Annotated in this window: 19 protein-coding genes and 1 tRNA gene; 11 read left to right on the forward strand and 9 right to left on the reverse strand. The window is 65.8% G+C overall.

The annotated features are described in order from the left end of the window. Positions 1 to 6: 6 nt before the first annotated feature. Positions 7 to 1,743 carry a proline--tRNA ligase gene (locus ABY44_RS19780; protein WP_027788433.1) on the reverse strand — a complete coding sequence of 579 codons (1,737 nt, stop codon included), beginning with the start codon at positions 1,741 to 1,743 and terminating at the stop codon, positions 7 to 9. A 228-nt stretch (positions 1,744 to 1,971) separates the two neighbouring features. Here ABY44_RS19780 and ABY44_RS19785 point away from each other — a divergent pair, with 228 nt between their 5' ends. Then, entirely contained in the window at positions 1,972 to 2,619 is a 648-nt protein-coding gene (locus ABY44_RS19785) for an RNA pyrophosphohydrolase (RefSeq protein ID WP_027788434.1), read from the forward strand. Positions 2,620 to 2,632: 13 nt separating this feature from the next. Continuing rightward, entirely contained in the window at positions 2,633 to 3,241 is a 609-nt protein-coding gene (locus ABY44_RS19790; protein WP_034195819.1) for a CNP1-like family protein, read from the forward strand. 102 nt (positions 3,242 to 3,343) lie between these two features. Here the strand turns inward: ABY44_RS19790 and proB are convergent, their stop codons facing one another. The 4 genes from proB to rplU all read right to left on the reverse strand — a co-directional run bounded on the left by proB (position 3,344) and on the right by rplU (position 6,453). Beyond that, positions 3,344 to 4,462, reverse strand: coding sequence for a glutamate 5-kinase (gene proB / locus ABY44_RS19795; protein ID WP_027788436.1), 1,119 nt, complete (start codon positions 4,460 to 4,462; stop codon positions 3,344 to 3,346). A 90-nt stretch (positions 4,463 to 4,552) separates the two neighbouring features. Beyond that, positions 4,553 to 5,665: a GTPase ObgE gene (gene obgE / locus ABY44_RS19800; RefSeq protein ID WP_060169889.1), complete on the reverse strand. Its 1,113-nt coding sequence runs from the start codon at positions 5,663 to 5,665 to the stop codon at positions 4,553 to 4,555. Positions 5,666 to 5,853: 188 nt separating this feature from the next. Beyond that, positions 5,854 to 6,117: a 50S ribosomal protein L27 gene (rpmA, locus tag ABY44_RS19805; RefSeq protein ID WP_006476999.1), complete on the reverse strand. Its 264-nt coding sequence runs from the start codon at positions 6,115 to 6,117 to the stop codon at positions 5,854 to 5,856. Between the two features lie 24 nt (positions 6,118 to 6,141). After that, complete coding sequence (gene rplU, locus ABY44_RS19810; RefSeq protein ID WP_006025184.1) at positions 6,142 to 6,453, reverse strand: 50S ribosomal protein L21; 312 nt, start codon at positions 6,451 to 6,453, stop codon at positions 6,142 to 6,144. Positions 6,454 to 6,663: 210 nt separating this feature from the next. Between rplU and ABY44_RS19815 the strand changes: the two genes are divergently transcribed. The 9 genes from ABY44_RS19815 to ABY44_RS19855 all read left to right on the forward strand — a co-directional run bounded on the left by ABY44_RS19815 (position 6,664) and on the right by ABY44_RS19855 (position 14,576). Beyond that, positions 6,664 to 7,659, forward strand: a complete 996-nt coding sequence (locus ABY44_RS19815) for a polyprenyl synthetase family protein (protein ID WP_059528616.1) — start codon at positions 6,664 to 6,666, stop codon at positions 7,657 to 7,659. A gap of 178 nt (positions 7,660 to 7,837) precedes the next feature. Beyond that, a tRNA-Pro gene (locus ABY44_RS19820) sits at positions 7,838 to 7,914 on the forward strand. A 142-nt stretch (positions 7,915 to 8,056) separates the two neighbouring features. Continuing rightward, positions 8,057 to 9,349: an HlyC/CorC family transporter gene (locus ABY44_RS19825; RefSeq protein ID WP_021159896.1), complete on the forward strand. Its 1,293-nt coding sequence runs from the start codon at positions 8,057 to 8,059 to the stop codon at positions 9,347 to 9,349. 83 nt (positions 9,350 to 9,432) lie between these two features. Continuing rightward, complete coding sequence (locus tag ABY44_RS19830) at positions 9,433 to 10,710, forward strand: GspE/PulE family protein (protein ID WP_060169886.1); 1,278 nt, start codon at positions 9,433 to 9,435, stop codon at positions 10,708 to 10,710. Continuing rightward, entirely contained in the window at positions 10,707 to 11,918 is a 1,212-nt protein-coding gene (locus ABY44_RS19835) for a type II secretion system F family protein (protein WP_060169884.1), read from the forward strand. The genes ABY44_RS19830 and ABY44_RS19835 overlap by 4 nt, the downstream gene beginning before the upstream one ends. Positions 11,919 to 11,963: 45 nt before the next feature. Next, entirely contained in the window at positions 11,964 to 12,875 is a 912-nt protein-coding gene (locus ABY44_RS19840; protein ID WP_059697884.1) for a prepilin peptidase, read from the forward strand. 1 nt (position 12,876) lies between these two features. Continuing rightward, positions 12,877 to 13,485 (forward strand): dephospho-CoA kinase, encoded by a 609-nt coding sequence (gene coaE, locus ABY44_RS19845; protein WP_027788442.1) that lies wholly within the window; start codon positions 12,877 to 12,879, stop codon positions 13,483 to 13,485. 109 nt (positions 13,486 to 13,594) lie between these two features. Continuing rightward, the gene (gene zapD, locus ABY44_RS19850; RefSeq protein ID WP_027788443.1) at positions 13,595 to 14,350 is read left to right on the forward strand and encodes a cell division protein ZapD; all 756 of its coding nucleotides are present in this window, start codon (positions 13,595 to 13,597) and stop codon (positions 14,348 to 14,350) included. Positions 14,351 to 14,375: 25 nt separating this feature from the next. Beyond that, a complete protein-coding gene (locus ABY44_RS19855) occupies positions 14,376 to 14,576 on the forward strand; it encodes a DNA gyrase inhibitor YacG (protein ID WP_027788444.1) in 201 nt (66 codons plus the stop codon). Between the two features lie 66 nt (positions 14,577 to 14,642). Here the strand turns inward: ABY44_RS19855 and ABY44_RS19860 are convergent, their stop codons facing one another. The 4 genes from ABY44_RS19860 to secA form a co-directional block, all read right to left on the reverse strand. Beyond that, the gene (locus ABY44_RS19860; RefSeq protein ID WP_027788445.1) at positions 14,643 to 15,101 is read right to left on the reverse strand and encodes an NUDIX domain-containing protein; all 459 of its coding nucleotides are present in this window, start codon (positions 15,099 to 15,101) and stop codon (positions 14,643 to 14,645) included. Continuing rightward, the gene (locus tag ABY44_RS19865; protein WP_060169882.1) at positions 15,098 to 15,967 is read right to left on the reverse strand and encodes an ATP-binding protein; all 870 of its coding nucleotides are present in this window, start codon (positions 15,965 to 15,967) and stop codon (positions 15,098 to 15,100) included. Before ABY44_RS19865 ends, ABY44_RS19860 begins: the two co-directional genes overlap by 4 nt. Positions 15,968 to 15,986: 19 nt before the next feature. Continuing rightward, positions 15,987 to 17,228 (reverse strand): bifunctional glutamate N-acetyltransferase/amino-acid acetyltransferase ArgJ, encoded by a 1,242-nt coding sequence (gene argJ / locus ABY44_RS19870; protein WP_027788447.1) that lies wholly within the window; start codon positions 17,226 to 17,228, stop codon positions 15,987 to 15,989. A gap of 144 nt (positions 17,229 to 17,372) precedes the next feature. After that, positions 17,373 to 20,171, reverse strand: coding sequence for a preprotein translocase subunit SecA (gene secA, locus ABY44_RS19875; protein WP_027788448.1), 2,799 nt, complete (start codon positions 20,169 to 20,171; stop codon positions 17,373 to 17,375). Positions 20,172 to 20,254: the final 83 nt, after the last annotated feature.

Genomic DNA, 20,254 nt, shown 5'->3' on the forward strand with positions numbered 1-20,254 from the left:
GTGCGCTTAGCGCGCGAGCGCGGCGCGGATCTTCTCCGCGACCGTCGCCGCAGCCGCGTCGGCCGGCAGCAGCGTCGCTTCGGCGTCGCGGCGGCCCTGATACTCGATCTTGCCTTCCTTCAGGCCGCGCTCGCCGATCACGAGACGATGCGGCACGCCGATCAGCTCCCAGTCGGCGAACATCACGCCCGGGCGCTCGCCGCGATCGTCGAGGATCACGTCGATGCCGGCCGCGGCGAGTTCCGCGTACAGCTTGTCGGCGGTCTCGCGCACCATGTCGCTGCGGTCATAGCCCATCGGGCACAGCACGACTTCGAACGGCGCGATCGATTCGGGCCAGATGATGCCGCGGTCGTCGAAGTTCTGCTCGATCGCCGCGCCGAGAATACGCGTGACGCCGACGCCGTAGCAGCCCATCAGCATCGGCTGCGGCTTGCCCGACTCGTCGAGGAACGTCGCGCCCATCGCTTCCGAATACTTGGTGCCGAGCTGGAACACGTGGCCGACCTCGATGCCGCGGCAGATGTCGATCACGCCCTTGCCGTCCGGCGACGGGTCGCCCTTCTTCACGTTGCGCACGTCGGCGACGTCCGGCTCGGGCAGGTCGCGGCCCCAGTTCACGCCGGCGATGTGATAGTCGACCTCGTTCGCGCCGACGACGAAGTCGCTCATGTTCGCGACCGTGCGATCGGCGATCACCTTCACCGGCTTCTTGGTGCCGACCGGGCCGAGATAGCCCGGCGGCGTGCCGAACCACTCGACGATTTCCTGCTCGGTCGCGAAGCGGTGGTTCTTCAGGCCCGGCAGCTTCGACACCTTGATCTCGTTCAGGTCGTGGTCGCCGCGCAGCATCACGAGCCAGATGGTCGGCTCGGCGCCTTCGTTGTCGGTCGCGAGCACGATCGACTTGATCGTGCGCTCGAGCGGGATGGCCAGCAGTTCGGCGACGGCTTCGCATTTCGCCTTGCCCGGCGTCGCGACCTTCGCCATCGCCTCGGCCGGCGCCGCGCGTTCGGCGCTCAGCGGCAGCGCTTCGGCCGCTTCGACGTTCGCCGCGAACTCGGACGTCGGGCAGTACGCGATCGCGTCCTCACCGGTGTCGGCGATCACGTGGAATTCGTGCGAGAAGTTGCCGCCGATCGAGCCGCTGTCGGCCGCGACCGCACGGAACTCGAGGCCGAGGCGCGTGAAGATGCGCACGTACGCGTCGTACATCTTGCGATACGACTCGTTCAGGCCGGCCGCATCCTTGTCGAACGAGTACGCGTCCTTCATGATGAATTCGCGGCCGCGCATCACGCCGAAGCGCGGACGGATCTCGTCGCGGAACTTCGTCTGGATCTGGTAGAAGTTCACCGGCATCTGCCGGTAACTCTTGATCTGGTTGCGCGCGATGTCGGTGATGACTTCCTCGTGCGTCGGCCCGATCACGAAGTCGTTGTCCTTGCGGTCCTTGAAGCGCAGCAGCTCGGGGCCGTACTGTTCCCAGCGGCCCGACTCCTGCCACAGTTCGGCTGGTTGCACGGCCGGCATCAGCAGCTCGATGGCGCCCGCCCGGTTCATTTCCTCGCGCACGATCGCCTCGACCTTGCGAATCGAACGCAGGCCGACTGGCAGGTAGTTATAGATACCGCCGGCGACGCGACGGATCATGCCGGCGCGCACCATCAGCTTGTGGCTGACGATCTCTGCGTCGGCGGGTGCTTCTTTCAGGGTGCCGATAAAGAAACGGGAAGCTTTCATGCGGACGGTTCCAAAAACGGCGCCCCCAGGCGGGGCGCCCGAAAAAGTTTCAAGGTGAAAAAGCTGCGCGCGGCGAACAGCAATGGACGACGATGGCGCAGACGACGTAGCAGACTAATCAGGGACAATTCAGCCGGTATACCCCGCGCGGATTCGCTCCGCTACGGTGCGCAGCGCCCGTTATCTGTTTATAATCAAAGCAATTTTAAAGGATTCGAAGGTGGTTGTATGCTGGATCGTGAAGGCTTTCGCCCGAACGTCGGCATCATCCTCTTGAACGCGCGCAACGAGGTGTTTTGGGGCAAGCGGCTCCGCGAGCACTCCTGGCAGTTTCCTCAAGGTGGGATCAAGTATGGCGAGACCCCCATGCAGGCGATGTACCGGGAGCTGCACGAGGAAACGGGCCTGCATCCGGAACACGTCAAGATAATCGGCCGCACTCGCGACTGGTTGCGTTATGAGGTGCCTGACAAGTTCATCAAACGCGAAGTACGCGGTCATTACCGCGGCCAGAAGCAGATCTGGTTCCTGCTGCGGATGGTCGGACGCGATTGCGACATTTGCTTGCGCGCGACCGACCACCCGGAGTTCGATGCGTGGCGCTGGAACGAGTACTGGGTGCCGCTCGATGCGGTGATCGAGTTCAAGCGGGATGTCTATCAGTTGGCGCTGACGGAACTGTCGCGCTTCCTGCGCCGCCCGGCGCAGCGAGCCGAGAAGCCGCGCGGGCCGCGTCTGTCGCGCTATCCGCGCGTCATCGGCGCACAGGCCCAGCAGACGCTGACGATTGTCGACGCATCGGTAGTCTGTTCGGAGATCGAAGTGGAAGCGAGCACGCTCGACGAGATGCCGCCCCGCGTGATCGTCGGCAAATGACGAATCGAACTGCATGACCGGGCGCGACCTTGGTGTCGCGCCCTTTTTTTACGAGGAATGCATATTGAAAGCGATTGCTCTCGCGCTCGCATCGATTGCCGCGGTGGCCACGCTGGCAGGTTGCGCGAATTCGAAGACGCCGACCAACAAGGATGACAGCGAGTTCGTGTATCTGCTGGACCGCCAGGGAACCTGGAAGGAAAACACGGTCGACTCGCTGCCGCCGCTGCCGCAGGCGAGCGACCTGCTGCCGTTCAACGTCTCGCAGAACACGCCGCTCAAGTTCTTCGTCGACGCGAAGTCGCTCGCGGTCGGCACCGACGGCGTCGTGCGCTACGCGGTCGTCGTCACGAGCCCTGCCGGCGCGCGCAACGTGAACTACGAGGGCATCCGCTGCGACACCTACGAATGGCGCCAGTATGCCGGCCTGAATTCGGACCACGACGGCTGGGATCGCACGGTCGAGAACGATTGGCAGCGCATCGAGAACGGCGAGCTGAATGCCTACCACTCGGCGCTGTATCAGGATTACTTCTGCGCGAACAAGATGCCGCAAGGCTCGACCCGGCAGATCCTGGAGAACATCCGGTTTCACCGTACCGCGATGAGCCAGTTGCGCTGATGGCGCGCGGCGCCCGCCGCCGCCCTTTCTGCCCCGCTGCATGAAAAAGCCCGCATCACGCGGGCTTTTTCATTTGACGGCCTGAACCGGCAAGGCGAATGATCACACCAGCACCAGATTGTCGCGATGGATCAGTTCGGGCTCCAGCATGTAGCCGAGCACGGATTCGATCTCGCCGCTCGGCTTGCGGTGAATCAGTTTCGTCTCCGCGCTGCTGTAGTTCGTGAGCCCTCGCGCCACTTCGCGCCCGTCGGGGCCGACACACGCGATGACTTCGCCGCGCGCGAACGCACCCTGTACGTCGATCACGCCGATCGGCAGCAGGCTCTTGCCGCCGGCCGTCAGTTTCTCGACCGCGCCCGCATCGATCACGACATGGCCGCGCACCTGCAGGTGATCGGCCATCCACTGCTTGCGCGCCGCCATCCGCGCGGTACGTGCGATCAGTTGCGTGCCGATCGCCTCGCCGGCCGCCAGACGCACGAGCACGTCGGACTCCCGGCCGCTCGCGATCACCGTATTTGCACCGCTGTGCGCCGCGCGCTTCGCCGCGAGGATCTTCGTCAGCATCCCGCCGCGGCCAAGGCTCGAGCCCGCACCGCCCGCCATCGCCTCGAGTTCCGGCGCGCCCGCATTCGCTTCCGCGACGAGCGTCGCGTTCGGATCCTTGCGCGGATCGGCCGTAAACAGCCCCGACTGGTCGGTCAGGATGATCAGTGCATCGCCTTCGATCAGGTTTGCAACGAGCGCACCGAGCGTGTCGTTGTCGCCGAACTTGATTTCATCGGTGACGACCGTGTCGTTCTCGTTGATGATCGGCACGACGCCGAGCCGCAACAGCGTCAGCAGCGTCGATCGCGCATTCAGGTAGCGCTCGCGGTCCGCCAGGTCGGCATGCGTCAGCAGGATCTGCGCGGTGCGGATGTCGTGCTCGGTGAAGCGGCTCTCGTAGACCTGCGCAAGCCCCATCTGGCCGACCGCAGCCGCCGCCTGCAACTCGTCGATTTCCCGCGGCCGCTTGCTCCAGCCGAGCCGCTGCATCCCTTCGGCAATCGCGCCCGAGCTGACGAGCACGACTTCCTTGCCCTGGGCGCGCAGCGCGGCGATCTGGGCCGCCCAGCGGCCGATTGCAGCATGATCGAGCCCCTTGCCGTCGTTGGTCACGAGGCTGGAGCCCACCTTCACCACCAATCGCTTCGAATCCGCGATGATCGAACGCATCCTGCACTGTCTCCTGTATCTGATGCCTGCCCGGCCGGGCGCGATTGAGCGCCGACGCCGGGCGGCACGCCCGGCGCGCTCCGGAACCACTCAGGCGTCGTCGCCCGGCACGGCCTCGCCCTTCGCAGGCGGTGCGTCGCGGAAACGCACGTCCGCCGCGAGATCTTCCGCCTCCGCCGCGCGATGCGCGTCCGAATGTTCGGAGAGGTAGTCGTAGATCGCGTAGCACAGTGCCTCACAGCCCTGGCCCGTCAGTGCCGAAATCTCGAACACCGGGCCGTCCCACTCGAAGCGCTCGAGGAAATCCGCGACGCGCGCCTTGCGCTCGTCTTCCGGCACCATGTCGAGCTTGTTGAGCACGAGCCAGCGCGGCTTCTCGTAGAGCGCCTCGTCGTATTTGCGCAGCTCGCCGACGATCGCCGTCGCTTCGGCAACCGGATCGACGCTTTCGTCGAACGGCGCGAGATCGACCAGATGCAGCAGCACGCCGGTGCGCTGCAGGTGGCGCAGGAACTGATGGCCGAGGCCCGCGCCTTCGGCGGCACCCTCGATCAGCCCCGGGATGTCGGCGATCACGAAGCTCTTGCTCGGACCGACCCGCACCACGCCGAGATTCGGCGCAAGCGTCGTGAACGGGTAGTCGGCGATCTTCGGCCGCGCATTCGACACCGACGAGATGAACGTCGACTTGCCTGCGTTCGGCATGCCGAGCAGGCCGACATCGGCGAGCACCTTCAGCTCGAGCTTCAGCATGCGACGCTCGCCGGGCTTGCCGTCCGTCTTCTGGCGCGGCGCGCGGTTCGTGCTCGACTTGAAATGCAGGTTGCCGAGCCCGCCGGCACCGCCCTGCGCAAGCATCACCTGCTGGTCGTGCTCGGTCAGGTCGGCGATCAGCTCGCCGGTATCCATGTCGCTGATGATCGTGCCGACCGGCATGCGCAGCGTGACGTCGTCGCCACCCTTGCCGTAGCAATCCGAGCCTCGCCCGTTTTCGCCATTGCGCGCCAGATGCTTCTTCGCGTAACGGTAGTCGATCAGCGTGTTGATGTTGCGGTCGGCGATCGCGTACACGCTACCGCCCCGACCGCCGTCGCCGCCGTCCGGCCCGCCGAACGGGACGAATTTCTCGCGGCGCATCGACGCGCTGCCATCGCCTCCGTCGCCGGCGATGACTTCGATTCGTGCTTCGTCAATGAACTTCATTCGTCACTCCGCCCAGTATTTCCGCTATTGTGCCGCGCGCCGGCACGCTTGAACAATCTGCCGTTCGGCCGATCGTACGCCGGTTGCGCAACGGTCGCCGGAACACGCATACGCCCGGCGGCCAAATAAAAAAAGGCCCCGCGAAGACTGCGGGGCCTTTCGGCTACGAAGCCCGTGGGTGCCTGAACTTAGGCAGCCGCCGGGACGACGATGACCAGATGCTTCTTGTCCGCGCCTTTCGTCGCGAACTTGACGTGACCGTCGACCAGCGCGAACAGGGTGTGATCCTTGCCCATGCCGACGTTCTCGCCTGCGTGCATGCGCGTACCGCGCTGACGCACGATGATGCCGCCGGCATTGATTGCCTGGCCGCCGTACACTTTCACGCCGAGACGTTTCGACTCGGAGTCGCGGCCGTTCCGGGAAGAGCCGCCTGCCTTTTTGTGTGCCATCTGATTGCTCCTTTACCGAGGCGCTTACGCGTTGATCGCGTCGATGCGCAGCTCAGTGTAGTTCTGGCGGTGGCCGCCGTGCTTTTGGTAGTGCTTCCGGCGACGCATCTTGAAGATGGTGACCTTAGCATGACGACCGTGCGACACAACGGTGGCCTTGACGGAAGCCCCACTGACCAGCGGCGTACCGAACTTAATCGATTCGCCTTCGCCCACTGCGAGAACCTGGTCGAGCGTGATTTCAGCGTCAATGTCAGCCGGTATCTGTTCTACTTTGAGTTTTTCGCCAACGGCAACCTTGTACTGCTTGCCGCCGGTTTTTATGACCGCGTACATTGAGAACCTCACTCTGGATCCAATTTTTCCGCACACCACGCGCGGAAAACACGTGATTATACATGGGGTTAGCACCGAAGTCAAAACCGATCGACGATTGCCGCACGCGGGCCTCGACCGAACGGCCAAATTCGCGGCTGCGGCACGTGTGACAGACCGGGATATCTCGGATTCGACTTATAATCCGCGGCATCACCCAATTCCATCATCATGTCGTCGTCCACCGCCTCCCCCACCCTCAGCGCCGCCCACCTGCTCGCTCCGATCACCAGCGACATGGAGCAGGTGAATCGCGTTATCCGGCAAAGCCTCGCGTCCGACGTACTGTTGATCAACCAGATCGCCGAGTACATCATCGGCGCGGGCGGCAAGCGGCTGCGCCCGGCGTTGCTGCTGCTCGTCGCCGGTGCACTCGGCGAGACGTCGCACCAGCGGCACGTGCTGGCCGCCGTCGTCGAGTTCATCCACACGGCCACGCTGCTGCACGACGACGTCGTCGACGAATCCGAGCTGCGCCGCGGCCGCCAGACCGCCAATGCACTGTTCGGCAACGCGGCGAGCGTCCTGGTAGGCGACTACCTCTATTCACGCTCGTTCGAAATGATGGTCGGCGTCGGCAAGATGCGCGTGATGGAGATCCTGTCCGAAGCGACGACGATCATTTCCGAAGGCGAGGTGCTCCAGCTCCTCAACATGCACGACGCGGACGTCGACGAAACGCGCTACATGCAGGTGATCCGCTACAAGACGGCCAAGCTGTTCGAGGCATCGGCACGCCTGGGCGCGGTGCTCGCGGGCGCCGATGCGCCGACCGAGGCCGCCGCCGCCGAATACGGCCGCCGGATCGGCACCGCATTCCAGATCATGGACGACTGGCTCGACTACGCGGGCACCGTCGAGGCAATGGGCAAGAATGCCGGCGACGACCTCCGCGAAGGCAAGCCGACGCTGCCGCTCATCTATCTGATCGAGCGCGGCACGCCCGAGCAGGCAGCGCTGGCACGCGAGGCGATCGAACAGGGCGGCACCGATCGCTTCGACACGATTTTCGAAGCGATCACGCGCTCGGGCGCACTGGATCACACGCTCGAATGCGCGCGCCAGGAAGCGCAGGCGGCCGCGGCAGCGATCGCCGCATTCCCCGATTCGATCTACAAGGAGAGCCTGCTCGCGCTGTGCGCTTACTCGACGTCGCGGCAGTCCTGATTGCATGTCGTGTGTCGCCGCCACGGCTGCGACACACGTTCGATACGGGAAAATCACCCGTCTCGAAAAAATTTTTTCTCCAAGGGCTTCCCTTCTTGAAGAAACGTCGTTATAGTTATGTTCTTGCTTGACGACGCAGCGGTCTTGAAGAAGACTGCGAAATCGGAAGAGTACAAATCGGGGTGTAGCTTAGCCTGGTAGAGCGCTACGTTCGGGACGTAGAGGCCGGAGGTTCGAATCCTCTCACCCCGACCAGATTTTGAAAAAACCGTGCACCACGTGCACGGTTTTTTTTCGTCCGGCCGCCGCGGGCCCCTCGTGTCGCGCACGACACATCACGGTCGCCGGCCTCTGCTATATTCCCTCCATCCCTGTCCTTCACTGCTCCTTCCAACGCGTGGACCAAATTCCCTTATGGGCGCAAATCGGCGCCGTCTTCCTGCTTCTCCTCTGTTCCAGCTTCTTTTCCATTTCCGAGACCGCGATGATGGCGCTCAACCGCCATCGGCTGAAGCATCTCGCCGGCCAGGGCGCGCTCGGCGCGAAAACCACGCAGGGGCTGCTGACGCGTACTGACCTGCTGCTCAGCGTGATCCTGATCGGCAACAACCTGTTCAACACGATCATCCCGGTCCTGACGACGTCGCTCGCGCTCCATACGTTCGGCCGCAACAATCTCGCGCTGTCGATCGCGACCGGCATCGTCGCGTTCCTGATCATCGTGTTCGCCGAAATCGCGCCGAAGATCGTCGGCGCGACGTTCCCCGAACGCATCGCACTGCCCGCGAGCCTCGTGATCGCGCCGCTGATGCGCGTGTTCAAGCCGGTCGTCTGGTTCGTCAACGCGCTCGCGAACGGCGTGCTGTGGGTGCTGCGCATCAACACGAAGAAGGGCCGAGACCAGCGGATGTCGGCCGACGAGCTGCGGGCCATCGTCCTCGAGTCGAGCAGTTTCATGCCGACCAAGCACCGCAGCATCCTGCTCAACCTGTTCGACCTCGAGAACATCACGGTCGACGACGTGATGGTGCCGCGCCGCCAGATCGAGTCGCTCAACTTCTACGCGCCGCTCGACGACGTCCTGCACCAGCTCGAAACCTGCTATCACAACCGGCTTGTCGTCTACGAAGGTGACATCGACAAGGTGCTCGGCGTGCTGCACGTCCGCAAGACGCTGACCGCGCTGCACAACCAGGAGTTCGACCGCGAGACGCTGCGCACGCTGCTCGCCGAGCCGTACTACGTGCCGTCGGGCACGCCGGTGGTCCAGCAGCTCCAGTTTTTCCAGGAAACGCGGCAGCGGACCGCGCTCGTCGTCAACGAGTACGGCGAACTCGAAGGGCTCGTCACGCCCGAAGACATCATCGAGGAGCTGATCGGCGAATTCACGACATCGATGCCGCGCAGCGAACGCGCGGGCGGCTGGGACGAGAACGGCGAATGCATCGTCTCGGCGAGCATGCCGCTGCGCGAACTGAATCGCTGGCTGCACCTGAAGCTGCCGACCGACGGGCCGAAGACGCTGAACGGACTGGTCCTCGAAATCCTCGAGGAAATTCCGGAAGACGACGTGTGCCTGAAAATCGGCGACGTGATGCTCGAGGTGATGCGCAGCGACGATCAGGCCGTGCGCACCGTCAAGCTCTTCAAGCCGCGCGGCTCGCGCACCGCACGCGCCGCCGCGCGTTAGCCGAACGGCCGACTGCCGGCGCCGCCCGCGACGCGCGACCATCTGCTGGTCACGGTCAACTGGCGGCCAGCGTGCCGGCTCACATGCATTTCACTCCTCCCGGGGCGCCGCTGCGCACGCAGCCGCCGCCCGCTCATTCCGATGCGTCGCCCGTCACCGCACCGCGCGCACTCGACGCGGCCCAGCTCGACGACGCGCCGGCTGTGCGGCTGCTGACGGACACGCTTCACGCTGCACGCGTGCGCGACGCATCCGACATCCACGTCGAACCGTTCGAAGCCGGCTGGCGCATCCGCCTGCGCATCGACGGCGTGCTGCACGAACATGCGCGGCCGCCTCTTCATCTGCGCGACGCGCTCGTCACGCGGATCAAGGTGCTCGCACGCATGGACATCGCCGAGCGACGGCTCCCGCAGGACGGCAGGCTGCGTATCGCGATCGACGGCGGTACGCGCGGCGACTACCGGGTCAGTTCGCTGCCGACGTTGTTCGGTGAAAAGCTCGTGCTGCGGCGCCTCGAAACCCTGCCGACCGACCTCACGCTCGCCCGTCTCGGCTTCGACGCGCAACAGGCGGCCGCGATGGAAGCCGCGATACGCGCACCGCATGGCCTCGTGCTCGTCACGGGCCCGACCGGCAGCGGCAAGACGCTGTCGCTCTACTGCGCGCTGCAGATGCTCGATCGCGACGCGCACAACGTCTGCACGGTGGAGGATCCCGCCGAGATCCAGCTCGACGGCATCAGCCAGGTCGGCGTCGCCGAAAAGGCGGGGCTCACGTTCGCGACGGCACTGCGCGCGCTGCTGCGGCAGGATCCGGACATCATCATGGTCGGCGAGATTCGCGATGCGGAGACGGCCGACGTCGCGATCAAGGCCGCGCAGACCGGCCATCTCGTGCTGTCTACGCTGCACACGAACGACGCGCCGGCCGCCGTCGCGCGGCTGCTCGATATCGGGGTCGCTCCGTACAACCTCGCGGCCGCGCTGCACCTCGTCACCGCGCAGCGCCTCGTCCGGCGGCTGTGCACCGCCTGCCGCATGCACTCGGACGCACCGGTGCCCGTATTGCGCGAAGCCGGCTGCGACCCGGTTGCGCTCGCCGCAGGATGGCGGCCGTTCGTCGCGCGAGGCTGTTCGGCCTGTCACGGCATCGGCTATCGCGGCCGTATCGGCCTGCATCAGACGATGCCGGTATCGCCCCGGCTGGCGGAACGCATCGTCGCCCGGGCGAGCGTCGGCGAACTCGCGCAATGCGCGGCGGCCGAAGGCGTGCGCAGTCTGCGCGACGCGGCGTTCGCGCGTGTCCGGGACGGCACGACGAGCATCGCGGAAGCCATCGCCGCGACACCTGCTGCATGAGCATGCGCACAACGCCGCGCGAAAGCCGCTTCGGATGGCGCGGCCGCCATCGCGACGGCACGCCACGCCGCGGGATCATCATCGCGTTCGACGCCGCGAGTGCACGCGCCGCGCTCGCACGCGACGGCATCGCAGTCCTGTCGCTCGACATCCGCGGGCCGGCCCGGCCGCCAATGGCCGGTACTCGGGACGTCACGCGTTTCACGCGTCAGCTCGCGAGCCTGCTGCAGGCCGGGTTGCCGCTCGCGCCGTCGCTCGAGATGCTCGCGCGCACGCGGCCACGCGACGGCCTGCCGCGAATCGCCGCCGGTCTCGCCCGCGAGATCGTCGGCGGCCATCGCTTCGCCGATGCACTCGCACGCTATCCGGCGCAGTTCGGCACACTGTATCGCCAGCTGATCGAGGTCGGCGAAGCGTCAGGCTCGCTCGGCGTCGTGCTGACACGGGTCGCGGAGCACCGCGAGCGCGCCGACGCGCAATGGCGCAAGCTGCGGGCCGCGCTTGCCTATCCGGCGGCCGTCATCCTGTTCGGGCTCGCAATTTCGGCCGCGTTGATGGTGTGGGTCGTACCGACGTTCCGCCAGATCTTCGACGGTTTCGGCGCCGCGCTGCCGGCACCGACCCGTGCGCTGCTCGCGTTGTCCTCGGCGCTGTCGGCGTGGGGCGGTGTGCTGGTTGCCGGTACGGCGGCAGCCGCGCTGGCCGCCCATCGCGCGCTACGGCTATCGGCACCGCTGCGCCACGCTGTCGCGCGGCGCCTGCTGCACGTCCCGCTCGCGGGGAGCGCGATGAGCCGGTTCGCGGCCGCGCGCTGGTGCCGATCGCTGGCGACGCTGCTCGGCGCCGGCGTGCCGCTCGCAGACGCCTTCGCCACGCTCGAACGCACGGCCGGCCATCCCGTGTTCGAGCGCGCCACCGCCCACATCGCCGCCCACGTGCTGCGCGGCGCGCGTCTCGCGGACGCGATGCAGTCGGCCGGCTGCTTTCCGGACGACGTCGTGCAACCGATCGCCGTCGCCGAGGAGACCGGTGCGCTCGACACGATGCTCACCGACATCGCCACGCTGTGCGAGCGCCAGCTCGACGCGCATCTCGATACGCTTGCCGCGCTCGGCGAACCGCTGATCGTGATCGTACTGGGCGCACTCGTCGGCGGCCTCGTGATCGCGATGTACCTGCCCATCCTTCAGCTCGGCAACGTGGTGTAGCATCGCAACCGATTCTGTCGCCTTTTAGTCCGAACCTTGAGCCTCATGACACCCGCGCCCTTGTCCGCCGTTTCCGATTCGCCCGAGAGCACGCTGCTCGCGCTGGCGATGCTGCCGGCCGCACTGCAGTACGCGTTCGCGGTCATCATCGGCCTGTGCGTCGGCAGCTTCCTGAACGTGGTCGTGCACCGGCTGCCCGTGATGATGCAGCGCGCATGGCAGGCCGAGATCGACGAAGCGACCGGCAACACGAGTGCCACTCCCGAAGACGGCTACCCGCCGCGCTACGACCTGTGGCACCCGCGCAGCGCCTGCCCGCATTGCGGCCACGTGCTGCGCGCATGGGAAAACATCCCGCTCGTCAGCTACCTGATCCTGCGCGGGCGCTGCCGACGCTGCGGCCACGCGATCGGCATCCGTTATCCGCTCGTCGAGCTTGTGTGCGCGCTGCTCGCCGCCGGCTCGCTCGCGGCATTCGGCCCGACCGTCGCCGCGCTCGCCGCGTTCGCGCTGTGCGCCGCGCTGCTCGCGATGAGCGCGATCGATATCCGGACCGGCTACCTGCCCGACTCGATGACGCTGCCGCTCCTCTGGGCCGGGCTCGTGCTGAACCTCGGCGGCACGTTCACATCGCTGCGTTCGGCCGTGATCGGAGCCATGGCCGGCTACCTGTTCCTGTGGTCGGTCTACTGGCTGTTCAAATGGCTGCGCGGCATCGAGGGCATCGGTTTCGGCGACCTGAAGCTGCTCGCCGCGCTCGGCGCATGGATGGGCTGGGCCGCACTGCCGCAGGTCGTGCTGTTCGCCGCGGTGACGGGCGCGGTCGTCGGGCTCGTCGCGACCTGGCGCGGTCGCATGCGCTTCGAGGAGCCGATTCCGTTCGGCCCGTTCCTCGCGGCAGGCGGTGTCGCGACGCTGTTTTTCGGCACCCCTTTCTATTCGGCGCTCGGAGGCTGACATGTTCGCAATTGGACTCACCGGCGGCATCGGCAGCGGCAAGACGACCGTCGCCGACCTGTTCGCCGCCCGAGGCGCATCGCTGGTCGATACCGATCTGATCGCCCATCGCATCACTGCGCCGGGCGGCCTCGCGATGCCCGCGATCGAACAGGCATTCGGCCGCGACTTCGTTGCCGCCGACGGCTCGCTCGACCGCGCGCAGATGCGCGCACTGATCTTCAGCGACGACGACGCGCGTCGGCGCCTCGAAGCGATCACGCACCCGCTGATCCGGGCGGAGACCGATCGTGAGGCGCGCGAAGCGCAGGGCCCATACGTGATGTTCGTCGTGCCGCTGCTCGTCGAATCCGGCAACTGGAAGGCGCGCTGCGATCGCGTGCTCGTCGTCGACTGTCCGGTCGAAACGCAGATCGCACGCGTGATGCGGCGCAACGGCTTCACGCGCGAGCAGGTCGAGGCGATCATCGCGCGGCAGGCGTCGCGCGAGGCCCGCCTCGCGGCGGCCGACGACGTCATCGTCAACGACGCGACGACGCCCGATGCGCTCGCCGCGCAGGTCGATGCACTGCACCAACGCTATCTCGGGTTCGCGGCCGCCGCGCACTGAGCCTCGCGCGCGATCGTGATGGTGTACGAAATTGGCGCGTTGCTAGGGTAGAGCGTGGGCATTAGAATGTCCTGCATTGTTTCAATCCCTACCCAAGAGGCGAGCGCGCTTGATTCTTTACGAGTATCCGTTCAACGAGCGAATTCGCACGCTGTTGCGCCTCGAAGATCTCTTCGAGCGCTTCGCGTTCTTTTTGGCTCAGGAGGACCCGCGTGAACACCACGTCGCGCTGACGACGCTGTTCGAAATCGCCGAGGTAACGGGCCGCGCGGACCTGAAATCGGATCTGATGAAGGAGCTCGAACGTCAACGCCAGACGCTCGCCCCCTTTCGCGGCAATCCGGGCATCGAGCAGAACGCGCTCGAAGCCGTGCTCGGCGAAATCGAGCAGACGCTCGCGAATCTCGCGCAGATGCAGGGCAAGACCGGGCAGCACCTCGTCGACAACGAGTGGCTCGCCAGCATCCGCAGCCGTGCGGTGATTCCGGGCGGCACGTGCAAGTTCGACCTGCCGTCGTACTACGCATGGCAGCAATGGCCCGCCGAGCAGCGGCGCCAGGACATCGCGAAATGGATCCTGCCGATGCTGCCGCTGCGCGATGCCGCTGCGATCGTGCTGCGGCTCGCGCGCGAATCGGGTCAGGCGTCGAAGGTCATGGCGATGCAGGGCAGCTACCAGCAGATGCTGTCCGGCCGCACCTACCAGTTGATGCAGGTGCGCGTGGCGCCGGAATTGCGCGTCATTCCCGAGGCAAGCGCCAACAAATACATGCTGTGGGTACGGTTCACCACGCAGGACGGCGATGTGCGGCCTCGCGCGGTGGACATCGACGTGCCGTTCCATCTGACACTGTGCAATCTGTAACGGCCGCGTGCCGGATCGCTTTCGTATGACTACCGTTGTGAAATGCCCGTCGTGTGGCGCCGAAGTGCGCTGGACGCCCGAAAATCAGTTCCGTCCGTTCTGCTCGGCCCGCTGCAAGCAGCTCGACCTCGGCGCCTGGGCCGCGGAAAAGTACCGGATCGGGGGATCCTCCGACGAGGGGCCCTCATCGGAAGAAGACGGCACGGACGGCCGCCGCGACAGCTGAGCGGCGCTCGGCACCGTCAGCCAGTGACAGTGATATGGCCCGCCTTTCCGGCAGGCCATCGTGGCGTCAGATCGACGCAGCTTCCTTCTCGAGCAGTTCAAGCACCGGCAGCGCGGCCGGCAGCAACGGCGCGACCTCGACCGGCAGTTGCTGCCATACGAACGCCTGCCCTTCCTTGCTGTGCGGCTCGCCCGTCCAGCCCGTCACCTTGCAGAAATAAAGCCGCACATAGGCATGCGGATAATCGTGCTCGAGCGTGTGCCAGCGATGGCTGGCCGTGACCTGGATGCCGAGTTCCTCGTGCAGTTCGCGCGCAAGCGCGTCCTCGACGCTTTCGCCGGCCTCCAGCTTGCCGCCCGGAAATTCCCAGTAGCCTTCGTACGGTTTGCCTTGCAGCCGCTGCGCGAGCAGATAGCGGCAGCGGCCGACCGGGCCACCAGGCTGCACCATCACGCCGACCGCCACTTCCGTCACCTTGCGGCCATCGGGCGCGCGCACGGCGCCTTGTGCGAGATCCGCGCTCATGCTTGCTCCTTGCGACCCGACCAGTCACGCGCAAACTGCCACGCGACGCGCCCCGACCGCGAGCCGCGCTCGAGCGCCCACACGAGCGCATCGCCGCGTGCGGACTCGATCTCCCCATCCGGGCAACCGAAATGACGAAGCCAGTGCCCGACGATATCGAGATAGTCGTCCTGCTTGAACGGATAGAAGCTGACCCACAGACCGAAGCGCTCCGACAGCGAGATCTTCTCCTCGACGACTTCGCCTGGGTGAATCTCGCCATCCGGGAGATGCTTGTACGTCTCGTTGTCGCTCATGTACTCGGGCAGCAGATGGCGGCGGTTCGACGTCGCGTAGATCAGCACGTTGTCCGACTGCGCGGCGATCGAGCCGTCGAGCGCCACCTTCAGCGCCTTGTAGCCCGACTCGCCTTCCTCGAACGACAGGTCGTCGCAGAACACGATGAAGCGCTCGGGACGTTGCGAGATCAGGTCGACGATGTCGCCGAGATCGTGCAGGTCGTCCTTGTCGACTTCGATCAGACGCAGCCCGTCCTTCGCATACGCGTTCAGGCACGCCTTGATCAGCGACGACTTGCCGGTACCGCGCGCGCCGGTCAGCAGCACGTTGTTCGCCGGCTTCTGCTGCACGAACTGCCGCGTGTTCTGGTCGATCAGCCCTTTCTGGCGATCGATGTTGTGGAGGTCGTCGAGCGTGATCGACGACACGGCCGGCACCGGCTGCAGATAACCGCGCCCCTGGCGCTTGCGCCAGCGGAACGCGTGTGCGGCATTCCAGTCGACCGCTGCCTGCGCGGGCGGCAACATCCCCTCGAGACGACCGAGCAGCGCTTCCGCGCGTGTCAGAAACTGTTCAAGCTTGTCCATGTCGTTCAGGCACTCCCGATCAGGAGCGGTAATCCGCGTTGATGCTCACGTAGTCGTGCGACAGGTCGCACGTCCAGATGGTGGCCTGTGCGTCGCCGCGGCCAAGCAGCACGCGGATCGTGATTTCGCTCTGCTTCATCACGCGCTGGCCGTCCTCTTCCTGGTAAGCCGGGTTGCGGCCGCCCGCCTTCGCGACGAGCACATCGTCGAGATAGAGGTCGATCTTGCCAACGTCGAGATCCGCAACGCCCGCATAACCGATCGCCGCGAGAATCCGGCCGAGGTTGGGGTCGGATGCATAGAAGGCGGTCTTCACAAGCGGCGAATGGCCGATCGCGTAAGCGATCTGGCGGCATTCCGCGACGCTCTTGCCGCCTTCGACCTGCACCGTCATGAATTTCGTCGCACCTTCGCCATCGCGCACGATCAGCTGCGACAGCACCTGCGCAACTTCCGTCACCGCATCGCGCAGCGCCGCATAGGCCGGCGAATCCGTCGACGTAATCGCCGGCAGCGTGCTCTTGCCCGACGCGATCAGGATGAACGAGTCGTTCGTCGACGTGTCGCCGTCGATCGTGATGCAGTTGAACGAGCGGTCGGCCACTTCCTTCACGAGCGTGTCGAGCACCGGCTGCGCGACGTTCGCGTCGAACGCGAGGAAGCCGAGCATCGTCGCCATGTTCGGCTTGATCATGCCGGCGCCCTTGCTGATGCCCGTCAGCGTGACCGTGTGACCGTCGATCGTCACCTGGCGCGACGTGGCCTTCGGCAGCGTATCGGTCGTCATGATCGCCTGCGCGGCGTCGAACCAGTTCGCGGCCTTGCGGTTCGCGAGCGCGGCCGGCAGCCCGGCCTTCAGGCGGTCGATCGGCAGCGGTTCGAGGATCACGCCGGTCGAGAACGGCAGCACCTGCGCCGGCTCGATACCCGCGAGGCGGGCAAGTTCCGTGCAGGTTTCACGCGCGTTCGCAAGGCCCGGCTCGCCGGTACCGGCGTTGGCATTGCCCGTATTCACGACGAGCGCGCGAATGCCCGCACCGCCCGCGCGCACCTTCGCCAGATGCTCGCGGCAGACGATGACCGGCGCCGCGCAGAAGCGGTTTTCGGTGAACACGCCCGCGACCGTCGCGCCTTCGTCGACGGAGATGACCAGCACGTCCTTGCGATTCGGCTTGCGGATGTTCGCTTCCGCCCAGCCGAGCGTGACGCCGGCGACGGGATGCAGTTGGGCGGGATCGATCGACGGAAAATTGACAGCCATGGGGCACACCTGCCAGATGGAAAATGCCGGCGTGCGCCGGCATCGATTGGAAGAACCGGCGGCCGCATGCGCGGGCCGCCGCAACTCAGATCACGCGCTCGAAGCTGCGAACCGAGCGGCGCGCGTCACGCGCGCCGCCGTCGATCATGACAGCTTCCCGTGACATTGCTTGTACTTCTTGCCGCTGCCGCACGGGCACGGGTCGTTGCGGCCGACCTTCGGCATTTCACCGCCGGGGCCGCTGTGCGTCATCGCGCTGCCGACCATGTCGGCCGTCGCCGTGGCCGCCGCGGCAGCCGTGACGTTCGCCACCGGCGCACCGGCTTCCGCGTAGTCGGCGTGCTGGTACTCGACGTTCTCGAGATGACCTGCGCGCTCCTCGATCTGCTCGGCCGCTTCCTCGAGCTGTTCCGGCGACTGGATCTGCACGTTCATCACGACACGCGTGACTTCCTGCTTGATCGCCTCGAGCATCGCGGCGAACAGCTCGAACGCTTCGCGCTTGTATTCCTGCTTCGGGTTCTTCTGCGCGTAGCCGCGCAAGTGGATGCCCTGGCGCAGATGGTCGAGCGCCGCGAGGTGCTCGCGCCACAGGCGGTCGACCGTCTGCAGCATCACCGAGCGCTCGAATGCGCTGAACGATTCGCGGCCGACCATCGCGACCTTCGCCTCGTACTGCTCGTCGGCGGCCGTCATCACGGCGTCGAGAATCTCCTCGGCCGTAATCGACGACGACTCGTTCACCATTTCCTGGATCGCGAGGTCGAGCTGCCAGTCGTTGCGCAGCGCTTCCTCGAGCTCGGGCACGTCCCACTGCTCTTCGATGCTGCCTTCCGGCACGAACTGGCGGACGACTTCGGCGATCACGCCGTGACGCATCGCGGAGATCGTCTCGGTGATGTCGTGCGCTTCGAGCAGCTCGTTGCGCTGCTGGTAGATGACCTTGCGCTGGTCGTTCGACACGTCGTCGTATTCGAGCAGCTGCTTGCGGATGTCGAAGTTGCGCGCTTCGACCTTGCGCTGCGCGGACTCGATCGAGCGCGTGACGATGCCTGCCTCGATCGCCTCGCCTTCCGGCATCTTCAGGCGATCCATGATCGAACGCACGCGGTCGCCCGCGAAGATGCGCAGCAGCGGATCGTCGAGCGACAGGTAGAAGCGCGAAGAGCCCGGATCGCCCTGGCGGCCCGCACGGCCGCGCAACTGGTTGTCGATCCGGCGCGATTCGTGGCGCTCGGTGCCGATGATGTGCAGGCCGCCAGCGGCCTTCACCTGCTCGTGCAGCGTTTCCCACTCGTCGTGCAACTGCTGGATGCGGCGCGCCTTTTCGTCGGCCGGGATCGCGTCGTCGGCCTCGATGAACGCGGCCTGCTTCTCGGCATTGCCGCCGAGCACGATGTCGGTACCGCGGCCGGCCATGTTGGTCGCGATCGTGACGCGCTTCGGACGGCCGGCTTCCGCGACGATCGCCGCTTCGCGCTCGTGCTGCTTCGCGTTCAGCACCTCATGCGGCAGCCCGGCCTGCTTCAGCAGGTGCGACAGCAGTTCCGAGTTCTCGATCGACGTCGTGCCGACCAGCACCGGCTGGCCGCGCTCGTAGCATTCGCGGATGTCGCGGATCACCGCGTCGTAGCGCTCCTTGGCCGTCTTGTAGATCTGGTCCTGCTTGTCGATCCGCTTCGGCGGGCGATTGGTCGGGATCACGACCGTCTCGAGGCCGTAGATCTCGTTGAATTCGTACGCTTCGGTGTCCGCGGTACCGGTCATGCCCGCGAGTTTCGCGTACATCCGGAAGTAGTTCTGGAACGTGATCGACGCGAGCGTCTGGTTCTCGCTCTGGATCTTCACGTGTTCCTTCGCCTCGACCGCCTGGTGCAGGCCGTCGGACCAGCGGCGGCCGGCCATCAGGCGGCCCGTGAATTCGTCGACGATGACCACTTCGCCGTTCTGCACGACGTAGTGCTGATCCTTGTGGAACAGCGTGTGTGCGCGCAGCGCCGCGTACACGTGGTGCATCAGCGTGATGTTCTGCGGCGCGTACAGGCTCTCGCCCTCGCCGATCAGGCCCCATTCGGCGAGCAGGCGCTCGGCCTTCTCGTGGCCCGATTCCGTCAGGAACACCTGGCGGGCCTTCTCGTCGAGCGTGTAGTCGCCCGGCTTCTCGACACCCGTGCCGTCGGCCTTCTCTTCGCCGATCTGGCGCTCGAGCAGCGGCGGCAGTGCGTTCATCCGCACGTACAGCTCGGTGTGATCCTCGGCCTGGCCCGAAATGATCAGCGGCGTGCGCGCTTCGTCGATCAGGATCGAGTCCACTTCGTCGACGACCGCGAAGTTCAGTGCCCGCTGCACGCGCGCGTCGGTCTCGTAGACCATGTTGTCGCGCAGGTAGTCGAAGCCGAACTCGTTGTTCGTGCCGTACGTGATGTCCGCCGCGTAAGCCTGCTGCTTCTGGTCGTGCTCCATGCCGGACAGGTTGATGCCGACCGACAGACCGAGGAAGTTGTAGAGGCGCGCCATCCATTCGGCGTCGCGCTGCGCGAGGTAATCGTTGACGGTCACGACGTGCACGCCGCGGCCGGCCAGCGCGTTCAGGTACACGGGCAGCGTCGCGACGAGCGTCTTGCCCTCGCCGGTGCGCATTTCCGCGATCTTGCCGTAGTGGAGCACCATGCCGCCGATCATCTGCACGTCGAAGTGCCGCATCTTCAGCACGCGCCGGCTGGCCTCGCGACAGACCGCGAACGCCTCGGGCAGCAGCTTGTCGAGCGACTCGCCGGCCGCGACCCGCTGGCGGAATTCGTCCGTCTTGCCGCGCAACTGGTCGTCCGTCAGCTTCTCGATCTGCGTTTCGAGCGCATTGATCGTCGCGACGGTCTTTTGGTATTGCTTGACGAGCCGCTGGTTGCGGCTGCCAAAAATTTTCTGGAGAAAACCGGTTGTCATCGGATCGGATCCTGCGTCGCAGCACCGGCGCCCGGCGCGTGTTGCGCGCCCCGACGCCCGAGCCTCGGCGGCTTAGCGAATTA

The sequence above is a fragment of the Burkholderia sp. ZZQ-2 genome (genome assembly GCF_050768715.1).
Taxonomy (GTDB): domain Bacteria; phylum Pseudomonadota; class Gammaproteobacteria; order Burkholderiales; family Burkholderiaceae; genus Burkholderia; species Burkholderia cepacia.